This window comes from Aeromonas sp. sif0611 (genome assembly GCF_019218845.1).
Taxonomy (GTDB): domain Bacteria; phylum Pseudomonadota; class Gammaproteobacteria; order Enterobacterales; family Aeromonadaceae; genus Aeromonas; species Aeromonas media.
Map to the genome: position 1 here is coordinate 355,177 of NZ_JAHUWU010000001.1, position 12,935 is coordinate 368,111.

The 12,935-nt window shown below is 58.4% G+C and carries 12 protein-coding genes; 6 read left to right on the forward strand and 6 right to left on the reverse strand.

All coding sequences use genetic code 11. The features are described from left to right. Positions 1-36: 36 nt before the first annotated feature. A complete protein-coding gene (gene clpS, locus KW824_RS01565; protein WP_005325410.1) occupies positions 37-354 on the reverse strand; it encodes an ATP-dependent Clp protease adapter ClpS in 318 nt (105 codons plus the stop codon). Positions 355-582: 228 nt separating this feature from the next. Between clpS and cspD the strand changes: the two genes are divergently transcribed. Further along, on the forward strand, positions 583-801 hold the full coding sequence (gene cspD / locus KW824_RS01570; protein ID WP_005300025.1) for a cold shock-like protein CspD: 219 nt from the start codon (positions 583-585) through the stop codon (positions 799-801). Between the two features lie 125 nt (positions 802-926). Here cspD and asd read toward each other — a convergent pair whose 3' ends face one another. Next, positions 927-2,039, reverse strand: coding sequence for an aspartate-semialdehyde dehydrogenase (gene asd / locus KW824_RS01575; RefSeq protein WP_218408682.1), 1,113 nt, complete (start codon positions 2,037-2,039; stop codon positions 927-929). Between the two features lie 329 nt (positions 2,040-2,368). Between asd and sugE the strand changes: the two genes are divergently transcribed. Beyond that, positions 2,369-2,683 (forward strand): quaternary ammonium compound efflux SMR transporter SugE, encoded by a 315-nt coding sequence (sugE, locus tag KW824_RS01580; protein ID WP_043132113.1) that lies wholly within the window; start codon positions 2,369-2,371, stop codon positions 2,681-2,683. An 80-nt stretch (positions 2,684-2,763) separates the two neighbouring features. Here the strand turns inward: sugE and KW824_RS01585 are convergent, their stop codons facing one another. Next, positions 2,764-3,462: a B3/4 domain-containing protein gene (locus tag KW824_RS01585; protein WP_043132114.1), complete on the reverse strand. Its 699-nt coding sequence runs from the start codon at positions 3,460-3,462 to the stop codon at positions 2,764-2,766. A 310-nt stretch (positions 3,463-3,772) separates the two neighbouring features. On the opposite strand from KW824_RS01585, the gene ycaO reads away from it, so the two are divergent. The 3 genes from ycaO to pflB all read left to right on the forward strand — a co-directional run bounded on the left by ycaO (position 3,773) and on the right by pflB (position 9,087). Then, a complete protein-coding gene (ycaO, locus tag KW824_RS01590) occupies positions 3,773-5,533 on the forward strand; it encodes a 30S ribosomal protein S12 methylthiotransferase accessory factor YcaO (protein ID WP_043132116.1) in 1,761 nt (586 codons plus the stop codon). 381 nt (positions 5,534-5,914) lie between these two features. Continuing rightward, a complete protein-coding gene (gene focA / locus KW824_RS01595; protein WP_218408683.1) occupies positions 5,915-6,763 on the forward strand; it encodes a formate transporter FocA in 849 nt (282 codons plus the stop codon). Positions 6,764-6,804: 41 nt separating this feature from the next. Beyond that, positions 6,805-9,087: a formate C-acetyltransferase gene (gene pflB / locus KW824_RS01600; RefSeq protein WP_305730009.1), complete on the forward strand. Its 2,283-nt coding sequence runs from the start codon at positions 6,805-6,807 to the stop codon at positions 9,085-9,087. A gap of 536 nt (positions 9,088-9,623) precedes the next feature. Here pflB and KW824_RS01605 read toward each other — a convergent pair. Further along, a complete protein-coding gene (locus tag KW824_RS01605) occupies positions 9,624-10,061 on the reverse strand; it encodes a YcgN family cysteine cluster protein (RefSeq protein ID WP_041205904.1) in 438 nt (145 codons plus the stop codon). A 356-nt stretch (positions 10,062-10,417) separates the two neighbouring features. On the opposite strand from KW824_RS01605, the gene KW824_RS01610 reads away from it, so the two are divergent. Beyond that, entirely contained in the window at positions 10,418-10,630 is a 213-nt protein-coding gene (locus KW824_RS01610) for a hypothetical protein (RefSeq protein ID WP_152565409.1), read from the forward strand. 205 nt (positions 10,631-10,835) lie between these two features. Here the strand turns inward: KW824_RS01610 and sucD are convergent, their stop codons facing one another. Then, complete coding sequence (gene sucD / locus KW824_RS01615; RefSeq protein ID WP_218408685.1) at positions 10,836-11,708, reverse strand: succinate--CoA ligase subunit alpha; 873 nt, start codon at positions 11,706-11,708, stop codon at positions 10,836-10,838. After that, on the reverse strand, positions 11,708-12,874 hold the full coding sequence (gene sucC, locus KW824_RS01620) for an ADP-forming succinate--CoA ligase subunit beta (RefSeq protein WP_005326943.1): 1,167 nt from the start codon (positions 12,872-12,874) through the stop codon (positions 11,708-11,710). Before sucC ends, sucD begins: the two co-directional genes overlap by 1 nt. Positions 12,875-12,935 lie beyond the last annotated feature (61 nt).

Sequence of the window (12,935 nt, forward strand, 5' to 3'; positions counted from 1 at the left end):
CAATGCGGTGTCGTTATCGCCATCAAGTCATCAGATTCAAGCCTTTTCCATGGTACATAGCAGTGGATGTTCGTTGTTACGTGAATAGGTGTTGACCTGGACCACTTTGGTCTCGGCAATCTCGGCGGTAAATGTGCCGCAGACTCCCTTACCACTATAATGCACGCTCAGCATGACCTGAGTGGCCTTCTCCAGATCCATACCAAAGAACCTTTGCAGCACCTCCACCACGAACTCCATCGGTGTGTAGTCATCGTTGTTCAAGACGACCTTGTACATGGGTGGCGGTTGCAGCTTCGTTTTCTCTGCTTCTGCAATCTCTTCATTAGCAAAGAGTTCTTTCTGCTTGCTCATAATTGCGCTTTGGTACCTCTAGATTACTACCGTCTCGCTCAAGATTGTCAATAGACTTGTTAACCAGATCACATCGGTTGTTAACAACTTCTTGACTCGCTTAAAAGTTGGACTAGATTGGTTACTTGCTAATCGGCGCCCGTCTGCTACGGGGTGATGCTCTAGTTATATAAGGCTGGCGCAGGTTACTCAACGACTTCAGGGTAATCAATAAAAGGATGTAGATGTATGGCAACCGGAACAGTCAAGTGGTTCAACAACGCAAAAGGATTTGGGTTTATCTGTCCGGAAGGCGGTGGTGAAGACATCTTCGCTCACTACTCCACGATTCAAATGGAAGGTTACAAGACCTTGAAAGCGGGTCAGGCAGTCAACTTCGAACTGCAGCAGGGGCCGAAAGGAAATCACGCCTCTGTCATCGTGCCAAACGAAGCACAGAACATGTAAGAGTCAAACTGGATAAATTGAAAAACGGCATCCCGCAAGGATGCCGTTTTTTATGTCGCTCGATATGTCGACACAATAAGAAAGGCCAGGCCTTCCTTATTGTGTGCTCTTGCGAGCTATCCCTGTCAGCGCGCCAGCAGGATGTTGAGCATGCGGCGCAGCGGCTCGGCGGCGCCCCACAGCAGCTGGTCGCCCACGGTGAAGGCCGCCAGGTATTCCGGGCCCATGTTGAGCTTGCGCAGACGCCCCACCGGGATGCTGAGGGTGCCGGTGACGGCGGCCGGGGTCAGCTCGCGGGCAGTGATGTCGCGATCGTTGGGGATCACCTTGACCCAGTCGTTGTGGGCGGCCAGCAGGGCCTCGATTTCGGGGAGCGGCACATCTTTCTTCAGCTTGATGGTGAAGGCCTGGCTGTGGCAGCGCAGGGCACCGATGCGCACGCAGAGACCATCCACCGGAATGGCGGCGTTCTCGATACCGAGGATCTTGTTGGTCTCGGCCTGGCCCTTCCACTCTTCGCGGCTCTGACCGTTGTCGAGCTTGGTGTCTATCCAAGGGATGAGGCCACCGGCCAGCGGCACGCCGAAGTTGTCCACCGGCAGGGTGCCAGAGCGGGTCTTCTCGGTGATCTTGCGCTCGATGTCGAGGATGGCGGAGGCAGGATCTGCCAGCTCTACCGCCACTTCGTCGCGCAGCAGCCCCATCTGGGTGACCAGCTCGCGCATGTGGCGAGCGCCACCGCCCGATGCGGCCTGATAAGTGGCCACGCTCACCCACTCCACCAGATCGGCCTTGAACAGGCCACCCAGGGCCAGTAGCATCAGACTAACGGTGCAGTTGCCGCCGACGAAGGTCTTGATCCCCTTGTCCAGCGCCTCGTCGATCACGTCGCCGTTGACCGGATCCAGGATAATGACGGCGTCCTTCTCCATACGCAGGGAGGAGGCGGCATCAATCCAGTAACCCTGCCAGCCGGCGGCCATCAGACGGGGATAGACATCCTTGGTGTAGTCGCCACCCTGAGCCGTGATGATGATCTCCTGTGCGGCCAGTGCCTCGATATCAAAGGCGTCCTGCAGGGTGCCGGCATCGACGCCGAAATTGGGGGCGGCCTCACCGGCCTGGGAGGTGGTGAAGAAGGTGGGTTGAATGCGGGCAAAATCCTTCTCTTCCTGCATCCGGCTCATCAGTACCGAACCCACCATGCCACGCCAACCGACCAAACCAACTTTTTTCATAATGTCCTACCCTGGATAGCTGCTATAAAAATGAAGTCTCATATGCCGTGATCCCTTGCCGGACGGGGGGCCGTTCACAAATTGGCCACAAGCATGATGTGTAATTAATGCGTCTGTCCACATTACGGATTGTGGCGACGGGCGCAAGTCGAATTGCGCAATATTCTGTGTCATTTGCCGCAATAACCATGGGTTCCGGGCTACCGCGCTTGGCGGACTCCCCATCGGTCAGGCATCATGATGTCCGACTGGCAACCACTGCCCCCTGGGGACGACCCCAAGGCCTTCTTGACTCGCAGGGACGACCCTGCCCCGCCTGGAATACTCATATGCCCTGGTTACTCCTGCTACTGGCCGGCCTGTTCGAGGTCGCCTGGGCCATCGGCCTCAAGTACACCGACGGTTTCAGCCGTCCCCTCCCTACCCTGCTGACTCTCTCTGCCATGGGGGTGAGCGTGCTGTTGCTCGCCATGGCGGTCAAGCAGCTGCCCCTTGGCACCGCCTACGCGGTCTGGACCGGCATAGGCGCGGTCGGTACCGTGCTGATGGGGATCTGGCTGTTCAACGAACCGGCCACCCTGGCCCGTGTGCTTTGCCTGCTGCTGATCATCGGCGGTATCCTGGGGCTCAAGTTGATCGGCTGATAACGAGATGGAAGCTTCGTCCCACGACGTCCCACCAGCACGTATAAAAATGGCCACCCAGGGTGGCCATTATGTTCTCCTCATGCCCCGCCGGGGTTTCCTATCAGCACGCTCTCTATCCGGGCGCCCGGCATCATCTGCCTTAACCCCTCGACCAGCCGATCACCGGCCTCCTGCAGTGCCGCCAGCGGCATTTCAGGCAAGCTCTCCAGAATGAACCACATCTGCCCGGACTCAGCACTGAGCCGGGTTCTGGTCCCCTGACGCCAATTCCAGCGGCGACAGGTCACGCCTCTGTCATCACACCAGACCACCTCGCCAGGTTCGGGGGTCTCGTGGGCAGGGGCCCCCTCCTTCATGGTGTCAAACAGCTCGGTGCCATCGGCAATGATCAGCCGGGGCGACCCTTCATATGCGGTGAGATCCTCCCCACCGACGGGGATGGCGTACTCGATGCTGATGGCGTTGTAGAGATCGACGACGGGATCGATGCAGGACAGGCTGCCCTCGCGTTGCACCCGCTTGAGCAGCGCCTGTGCCGAGCAGGGGGTGCGCTGGGGCTTGGCACCGAAGCGTTTGAACACCTCGCCCCAGGCGGACAGATGCGCCTGTGCCCAGGGGGCACCGCCCGCCGCGACGGATTGGCAGGCCCGCGCAAGCGCTTGTGCGCCGACGTTGCGATCGACGATGCTGGCCCCGTCGACCTGAATGCTCAGGGCCCGGAATCCCGGGGCCAGCCTGGTCACCCTGGCATCAATCTGTGGTGTCATGAATGGCATAGCAACTCCCAATAAATGATCCGTGGTGAAGGCAATAACGGCAGACGAGGCCACATACCCCATGCCCGGAGGGCAGGCCCGTGATGCTTGTCACCACGAAGAAACAAGTCGACCCCATGATGGGCGACGGCATGACATAAAAAAAACTACTTTTTCTTAATGTTGTTCAGGAGAGCTAATAACCCAGCCTATTCAGGCCACCGACAGCCCCCTGACCCGCACCTGGAATGGGATTGTCCTGGCCGCTTTTCCCGCCACTCATGCTATTATCTGCGACCGAACATGAGCCAATAAAAATCAGGATATTGTGATGACCGACCACACTTTTATTCCCGGCAAGGACGCGGCGCTGGAAGACTCCATCGAACGCTTCCAGACCAAGCTGCAGGCCCTGGGCTTTGATATCGAAGAGGCCTCCTGGCTCAACCCCGTGCCCAACGTCTGGTCCGTGCACATCCGGGACAAAGAGTGCGCCCTCTGCTTCACCAACGGCAAGGGAGCCAGCAAGAAGGCTGCCCTGGCTTCGGCCCTGGGGGAGTATTTCGAGCGTCTCTCCACCAACTACTTCTTTGCCGACTTCTATCTGGGTGAGCAGGTGGCGAACGGTGACTTCGTCCACTACCCGAACGAGAAGTGGTTCCCCATCCAGGGTGACCAACTGCCTGCCGGTCTGCTCGACAGCTTCACCCGCAAGTTCTACAACCCGGACGGCGAAGTGACCGCCGACATGCTGGTGGACCTGCAGTCCGGCAACGAGGAGCGTGGCATCGTCGCCCTGCCGTTCGAGCGCCAGTCCGATCATCAGACCGTCTACATCCCGATGAACATCATCGGCAACCTCTATGTCTCCAACGGCATGAGCGCCGGCAACACCAAGACCGAGGCCCGCACCCAGGGCTTGTCCGAGGTGTTCGAGCGCCACGTGAAGAACAAGATCATCGCCGAGGCCCTGAGCCTGCCCGAGATCCCGAGCGAGGTGATCGCCCGCTATCCCGGCATCAAGGCCTCCATCGAGGCGCTGGAGGCCGAAGGTTTCCCCATCTACAGCTTCGATGCCTCGCTCGGCGGACGCTATCCGGTCATCTGCGTGGTGCTGCTCAACCCGAGCAATGGCACCTGCTTTGCCTCCTTCGGCGCCCACCCGCGCTTCGAAGTGGCGTTCGAGCGGACCGTCACCGAGCTGCTGCAGGGCCGTGGCCTGAAGGATCTGGACGTATTCGTGCCGCCGTCATTCGACAACGAGCAGGTGGCGGATCACCACAACCTGGAAACTCACTTCATTGACTCCTCCGGTCTCATCAGCTGGGATCTGTTCAAGCAGGAGTCCGACTTCGAATTTGCCGACTGGGACTTCCGTGGCACCTCCCAGCAGGAGTTCGATCACCTGATCGGCATCTTCCACGAGCTGGAGCAACCGGTCTACATCGCCGACTACGAGCACCTCGGCGTCTACGCCTGCCGCATCCTGGTGCCGGGCATGTCCGACATCTATCCGGTCGAGGATCTGCTGCTGGCCAACAACACCATGGGTGCCCACCTGCGGGAAGTGATCCTGGCGCTGCCGTCCCTGGAGTGGAACGCGGAACAGTACATGGCGCTGTTCGATCAGCTGGACGAAGAGGGGCACGACGAGCGCACCCGCGTCCGTGAGCTGCTCGGCATCGCCGCCGCCAAGGGCTCCGCCCTGCATACCCTGCGGATCGGTGAACTCAAGGCCATGCTGGCCCTGGCCGCAGGTGACCTGGAGAGCGCACTGGATCTCATCGACTGGACCATGGAGTTCAACCAGTCGGTGTTCCCGGCCGATCGCGCGAACTACTACCGTGCCCTGCGCGCCTGCGTCGAGCTGTTCCTGGATGAAGAGCGTGATCCAGAGCAGTACCGCCCGGTGTTCACCCGCATGTTCGGGGAAGAGACCCTGGCCGAGGCTTGGGCCCATGCCCGCGGCGAGGCACGCTTCCATGGTCTGGAGACTGCGGATCTATCCCTGTCCCAGTTCCCCCTGCATCAGAAACTGCTGGCAGCCTACGAGAAGCTGCAAAAAGCCAAACGAATCCATACATGGCGTTGACATGCCAGTGTGACGAAGGGGCCTGATGGCCCCTTCTGTTTTATGGTCTACGCTTTTGCTGGCCACTACTCAAAGATGAAATAAATAACAAAAAATACCTCTTAGGGGGTTGTCAATTTGAAGTTCATCGTGCACGGCGGCCTCAAAGGTGCATTGCCAGTGCCTTTTTTGATGCAGCAGATATAAACTCTTAAAAATCATGAAATTAAAAACACACCACCTTCTGTTTCACCTGAAACCTGGTGTAAAGTCAAGCTTCCGGATGAATAAAAAACCTGTAGTAAAATTACATTCACAATCTGTAATTCTTGATCGGAGTCAATTTTGGGGATCAGCCCCTTTGTTATGATTTCCACAGGCAAAATATGCAGGTACTGAGAATTGAAAGCAGAATCTCCCTTTGATTGTCTGAAGCCCGAAGCCATCGCCGCCCTGGCTGAAGACATCACCTATGCCAAGGCCACCAAGCCCGCCCACAAGGTCATTCCTCTGGCCATCACGGCTGGCGCTTTCATCGCCATCGCATTCGTGTTCTATATCACCGTCACCACGGGATCGAGCGGCATGGCCTGGGGAATGTCCAAGCTGGTCGGCGGCCTCTGTTTCTCCCTCGGTCTCATTCTGTGCGTACTGCTCGGCGCCGAGTTGTTTACTTCCACCACCCTGACCCTGGTGGCCAAGGCAGCCAACCGCATCAGCTGGACTCAGCTGCTCAAGAACTGGGGTCTGGTCTACTTCGGCAACCTCATCGGCGGGCTCATCATAGTCGCCCTCATCATCATGTCGGCCGAGTACACGGCGGCGGATGGTCAGTGGGGGCTGAACGCCATGAAAGTGGCCCAGCACAAGATCCATCACACCTTCTTCGAGGCCCTGGCGCTCGGCATCCTCTGCAACCTCATGGTGTGTCTCGCCGTGTGGATGGCCTTCGGCGCCCGCACTGCCACCGACAAGGTGATGGTGATGCTGCTTCCCGTCGCCATGTTCGTGGCCTCCGGCTTTGAACACAGCATCGCAAACATGTTTATGATCCCGGTCGGCATCGCCATCCATGCGGTAGCAGGCCCGGAATTCTGGCAGGCCATCGGCCAGGACCCGGCATCGTTCGCCGATCTGACCGTATCCAACTTCGTCCTAAACAACCTCATTCCGGTCACCATAGGTAATATCATTGGTGGCGGCGTCATGGTTGGTCTGACTTACTGGTTTATCTTCCGTCGCCATCATTAAGGATGGCGGCAGACACATAAATACCTTGAGAGGTAATGAAAATGGCAGAACTTAACGAACAGTTCCAAAAAGCATGGGAAGGCTTCGCAGCCGGTGAATGGCAGACCTCTGTCAACACCCGTGACTTCATCCAGAAGAACTACACCCCGTATGAAGGTGACGAGTCCTTCCTGGCTGGCGCGACCGAAGCTACCACCAAGCTGTGGGACAAGGTCATGGAAGGGATCAAGATCGAGAACCGCACTCACGCGCCGGTCGATTTTGATACTGACCTGCCCTCCACCATTACCGCTCACGATGCCGGCTATATCGATCAGAGCCTGGAGCAAATCGTCGGTCTGCAGACTGACAAGCCGCTCAAGCGCGCCATCATCGCCAACGGCGGTATCAAGATGGTCAAGACCTCTTGCGAAGTCTACGGTCGTCAACTGGACCCAATGGTCGAGAAGATCTTCACCGAGTACCGCAAGACCCACAACCAGGGCGTGTTCGACGTTTACACCAAAGACATCCTGAACTGCCGCAAATCCGGCGTCATCACCGGTCTGCCGGATGCCTACGGCCGTGGCCGCATCATCGGTGACTACCGCCGTGTTGCCCTGTACGGTATCGACTTCCTGATGGCCGACAAACTGGCCCAGTTCAAGTCCCTGCAGGCCGACCTGGAAAACGGTGTCAACCTGGAAGCCACCATCCGTCTGCGCGAAGAGATCTCCGAGCAGCACCGTGCTCTGGCCCAGATGAAGGTGATGGCCGCCAAATATGGCTGCGACATCTCCGTACCGGCCAAGACCGCCAAAGAAGCCGTGCAGTGGACCTACTTCGCCTACCTGGCGGCGGTCAAGTCCCAGAACGGTGCCGCCATGTCCTTCGGTCGTACTTCCAGCTTCCTGGACGTGTACATCGAGCGTGACCTGAAGAAAGGCCTGCTGACCGAGCAAGAAGCCCAGGAGCTGATGGACCACATGGTCATGAAGCTGCGTATGGTTCGCTTCCTGCGTACCCCTGAATACGATTCACTGTTCTCCGGCGACCCCATGTGGGCGACCGAGACCCTGGCCGGTATGGGCGTTGATGGCCGTACCCTGGTCACCAAGAACAGCTTCCGTATGCTGAACACCCTGTACACCATGGGCCCGTCCCCTGAGCCGAACCTGACCATTCTGTGGTCCGAGAAGCTGCCGGTCGGTTTCAAGAAGTACTGCGCCAAGGTATCCATCGAAACCTCTTCCGTTCAGTACGAGAACGATGACCTGATGCGTCCGGACTTCAACAACGATGACTACGCCATCGCTTGCTGCGTGTCTCCGATGATCATCGGCAAACAGATGCAGTTCTTCGGCGCTCGTGCCAACCTGGCCAAGACCATGCTGTATGCAATCAACGGCGGTATCGACGAGAAGCTCAAGATCCAGGTCGGTCCGAAAACCGAAATGGTCAAGAGCGAATACCTCGACTACAACGACGTCATGGATCGCCTGGATCACTTCATGGACTGGCTGGCCAAGCAGTACGTCGCTGCCCTGAACATCATCCACTACATGCACGACAAGTACAGCTACGAAGCCTCCCTGATGGCACTGCACGACCGTGACGTCTATCGCACCATGGCGTGCGGCATCGCCGGTCTGTCCGTCGCAGCCGACTCCCTGTCTGCCATCAAGTACGCCAAGGTCAAGCCGGTTCGTGACGAAGATGGCGTGTCCATCGACTTCGAAATCGAAGGCGAGTACCCGCAGTTCGGCAACAACGACGCTCGCGTCGATGACATCGCCTGTGACCTGGTCGAGCGCTTCATGAAGAAAATTCAGAAGCTCAACACCTACCGTGGCGCCGTGGCGACCCAGTCCGTGCTGACCATCACCTCCAACGTGGTGTATGGCAAGAAGACAGGTAACACCCCGGATGGCCGTCGCGCCGGTGCACCGTTCGGCCCGGGTGCCAACCCGATGCACGGTCGTGACCAGAAGGGTGCCGTTGCCTCACTGACTTCCGTTGCCAAGCTGCCGTTCGCCTACGCCAAAGATGGTATCTCCTATACCTTCTCCATCGTGCCGAACGCGCTGGGCAAAGACATGGAAGCACAGAAAGCCAACCTGGCTGGCCTGATGGATGGTTACTTCCACCACGAATCCAACCTGGAAGGCGGTCAGCACCTGAACGTCAACGTGATGAACCGTGAAATGCTGCTGGACGCCATGGAAAACCCGGAGAAATATCCGCAGTTGACCATCCGCGTATCCGGTTATGCCGTTCGCTTCAACTCTTTGACCAAAGAGCAACAGCAAGACGTCATCACCCGTACCTTCACCGCTTCTCTGTAATAGAGTCTCGGTGAACAAAAACCGGCGCCAAGGCGCCGGTTTTTTTATGGCTGTTTGCTGGCGATCACCGCTCTCCCCCGCGGTTTTAGATACACATCCTCTGCCCAACCTCCCATTCAGAAAAGCGCAGTCAGACTAGCTGCCGCAAAGCCAACGTAGCCCCTGCACGCCAGGGTTGGTTTCTTTACTCTCGGGAGAGGGGTCAGTGTGAAGGAAAGGGGCCTGGTGTCCCGCTGTGAGGCGCCAGAAAACAGCAGGGGCAGAGGGGGTGTAAACTCCCCTGCCCCTGGTCATAAAAGCGATTTGGCGGGCGCTGGCGGGCTTAATGGTGGCAAGCGGTCGCTCTTATCACCCTCCGGCTTCAGCACGCGACCCCGAGAGAGGATGGCGCGCGCTCTATCCCCTGAGTGCAACATCGTGTTTCCACTGCCATCAGGCCTTAAAACTGATCGTTCTATATACCCATAGCAACAGGGGCAGAGGAGTCCGACTCCCCTGCCCCTGCGGCATCTGGATACTCTGTTGTCGGCTGCGGCTTAACTGGCCCAGGTGATGATGTGATCGATCCAGTCGCCGGCATGGGCCTCGTGCACCACCTTGCCGCGTACCGACTGACCGGCCTGATGCATGGCGCTGCGGCTGCCGGTGATGAGCGGGTGCCACTCAGGCAGGCTCTGCCCCTCTGCCAGCAGGCGGTAAGCGCAGCTCGACGGCAGCCAGTCGAACTCGGCAATCTTGTCGAAGGTGATCTGCAGGCAGTCCGGCTCTTTTTTAAAGCGGTTGCCGTAGTCGGAACACTGGCAGGTCTTGGTATTGAGCAGGTTGCAGGCCACATTGGTGAACACCAGCTCCTCGGTGTCCTCGTCGATCAGCTTGTTCAGGCAGCATTTGCCGCAGCCGTCGCACAGTGACTCCCACTCCGTCATGGTCATCTGCTGCAGGGTCTTCTCCTGCCAAAAAGGAGTTGGCTGCATTTTCTCGACTCGCTGCATGGAAGGGCTCGCTCAATAGACCAGTAAAGCGCGTGGTTATACCCTTTATGGTCCGATTTTTCAAGGAAGATGGACTACACCCACTGCCAATTAGCCCCCTGCCCAAGGGGTCTGGTTTTGACGCCGAAAGAAGCAGAACCAATGCACCTTTAGCGACTTCCGCGAATTTTTTGGCAAATTTGCCATGATGTTCTTGTCATTGAATTGATGCAAAATTTCCATCGGAAAGCCTCCAATGGCTACAACATGTAGTCAATGCTGATGCACTCTGCCCCGGCAACAAGATCTAAACTGATTACTCGCAAGCCCAGCCCATTAGCTGGACAGAGGACGTTGCCATGAAGACGTTGAAACTTGCATTGCTAATAGCTGCATCGCTATTGCTCACGTCCTGCTCCTCGTCGGTGATCCCGGGAGAAGCGCCCGCCGCTGGAGGTGCCCTCCCATCAGGAGGAATGGAGCCTGCTTACGGCAAAGGAGGTGGTCGCAATAACTTTGCTGCCACCATGTCACAGAACGACCAGCAGGAGATGTCTGTTTTAACAGATTAAGTGCACAGCCCTGGCCGCTTCCCCGGGGCCTACTTCACTGAAGCCTCAGGTTATCTTTCATCAGACCGGATCTGGAACCATCCTTCCGGCACCAACCGACAAACGGAACATGATGCCGGTGGGTACCAAACGGCATAAACCCGCGCTCATAAAAAATGCCACCCGAGGGCGGCATTTTGCTATCTGAGATAACAGGCTAAAGAACTTACCAGCCAGTTACTTCGCGTAGGGCTTTGCCAATATCGGCCAGGGAGCGCACGGTTTTCACGCCGGCATCTTCCAGGGCGGCAAATTTCTCTGCGGCCGTGCCTTTACCACCGGCGATGATGGCGCCCGCATGACCCATGCGCTTGCCAGCCGGGGCGGTGACGCCCGCGATGTAGGAGACCACCGGCTTGGTGACGTGGGCCTTGATGTAGGCCGCCGCCTCTTCCTCGGCGCTGCCGCCGATCTCGCCGATCATCACGATGGCTTCGGTCTTCGGATCGTTCTGGAACATCTCCAGGATGTCGATGAAGTTGGAGCCCGGGATGGGGTCGCCACCGATGCCGACGCAGGTGGACTGGCCGAAGCCCTCGTCCGTGGTCTGCTTGACAGCTTCGTAGGTCAGGGTGCCGGAGCGGGAGACGATGCCTACCTTGCCCGGCTTGTGGATGTGACCCGGCATGATGCCGATCTTGCACTCACCCGGGGTGATGACGCCCGGGCAGTTGGGGCCGATCATGCGCACGCCGGTTTCCTGCAGCTTCACCTTGACCTGCAACATGTCCAGGGTCGGGATGCCTTCGGTGATGGTGACGATGAGCTTGATGCCAGCGTCGATCGCTTCCAGGATGGCGTCCTTGCAGAACGGGGCCGGAACATAGATGACGGAGGCGGTGGCGCCGGTGGCTTCGACGGCGCCACGAACGGTGTTGAACACCGGCAGGCCGAGGTGAGTGGTGCCACCCTTGCCCGGCGACACGCCGCCGACCATCTGGGTACCGTAGGCAATCGCCTGTTCGGAGTGGAAGGTACCTTGACCGCCGGTGAAGCCCTGGCAGATCACCTTGGTGTCTTTGTTGATCAGAACGCTCATTATTTGGCCTCCGCTGCTTTAACCACTTGCTGAGCTGCGTCAGTCAGACTCGTTGCGGCGATGATATTGAGGCCGCTGTCGGCCAGTTTACGGGCACCCAGTTCGGCATTGTTGCCTTCCAGACGCACTACCACGGGCACCTTGACCCCTACTTCCTTGACCGCGCCGATAATGCCTTCCGCGATCATGTCGCAGCGCACTATGCCACCGAAGATGTTGACCAGCACGGCTTGCACCTTGCTGTCGGACAGGATGATCTTGAAGGCCTCGGTCACGCGCTCCTTGGTGGCGCCGCCGCCGACGTCCAGGAAGTTGGCCGGTGAACCGCCGTGCAGGTTGACGATGTCCATGGTGCCCATGGCCAGACCCGCGCCGTTGACCATGCAGCCGATGTTGCCATCGAGGGCCACATAGTTCAGCTCCCACTGGGCGGCATGCGCTTCGCGGGGGTCATCCTGGGAGGGATCGTGCATCTCGCGCAGCTTGGGCTGGCGGTAGAGGGCATTGGCGTCGATGTTGATCTTGCCGTCCAGGCAGTGCAGGTTGCCCTTGTCGGTGATCACCAGCGGGTTGATCTCCAGCAAGGCGAAGTCGCAATCCAGGAACATCTGGCCCAGCCCCATGAAGATCTTGGTGAACTGCTTGATCTGATCGCCGACCAGACCCAGCTTGAAGGCCAGCTCGCGGGCCTGATAAGCCTGCGGGCCCACCAGGGGATCGATGGCGGCCTTGTGAATGAGTTCCGGAGTTTCGTGGGCGATCTTCTCGATATCCACGCCACCCTCGGTGGAGGCCATGAAGACCACGCGGCGGCTGCCACGGTCAACCACGGCGCCCAGATACAGTTCCTTGGCGATGTCGGTGCAGGACTCTACCAGGATCTTGGTGACCGGCTGACCGTTGGCGTCAGTCTGATAAGTCACCAGGTTCTTGCCGAGCCAGTTCTGGGCGAAGGCGCGGATCTCGTCCTTGCTCTTGGCCAGCTTGACGCCGCCCGCCTTGCCACGCCCACCGGCGTGGACCTGGCACTTGACGACCCAGGTGTTGCCGCCAATCTTGTCGGCCGCTTCGGCCGCTTCCTGCGGGGTAGCGCAGGCATAACCTTCGGAGACCGGCAGGCCATACTCGGCAAACAGCTGTTTTGCCTGATATTCATGCAGATTCATAGATGCTCTATCCGTGTTGTAGGTATTTCCGTCCGGGGCTCGTGTTTCTCAATCCCCTGTG

Bases quoted from the DNA above. Each gene is read 5' to 3' on its own strand.
- ycaO (WP_043132116.1), top strand. From the start codon at position 3,773: ATGACCGACCACACTTTTATTCCCGGCAAGGACGCGGCGCTGGAAGAC.
- KW824_RS01605 (WP_041205904.1), bottom strand. From the start codon at position 10,061: ATGCAGCCAACTCCTTTTTGGCAGGAGAAGACCCTGCAGCAGATGACC.
- KW824_RS01610 (WP_152565409.1), top strand. From the start codon at position 10,418: ATGAAGACGTTGAAACTTGCATTGCTAATAGCTGCATCGCTATTGCTC.
- pflB (WP_305730009.1), top strand. From the start codon at position 6,805: ATGGCAGAACTTAACGAACAGTTCCAAAAAGCATGGGAAGGCTTCGCA.
- asd (WP_218408682.1), bottom strand. From the start codon at position 2,039: ATGAAAAAAGTTGGTTTGGTCGGTTGGCGTGGCATGGTGGGTTCGGTA.
- sucD (WP_218408685.1), bottom strand. From the start codon at position 11,708: ATGAGCGTTCTGATCAACAAAGACACCAAGGTGATCTGCCAGGGCTTC.
- cspD (WP_005300025.1), top strand. From the start codon at position 583: ATGGCAACCGGAACAGTCAAGTGGTTCAACAACGCAAAAGGATTTGGG.
- sucC (WP_005326943.1), bottom strand. From the start codon at position 12,874: ATGAATCTGCATGAATATCAGGCAAAACAGCTGTTTGCCGAGTATGGC.
- sugE (WP_043132113.1), top strand. From the start codon at position 2,369: ATGCCCTGGTTACTCCTGCTACTGGCCGGCCTGTTCGAGGTCGCCTGG.
- clpS (WP_005325410.1), bottom strand. From the start codon at position 354: ATGAGCAAGCAGAAAGAACTCTTTGCTAATGAAGAGATTGCAGAAGCA.
- KW824_RS01585 (WP_043132114.1), bottom strand. From the start codon at position 3,462: ATGCCATTCATGACACCACAGATTGATGCCAGGGTGACCAGGCTGGCC.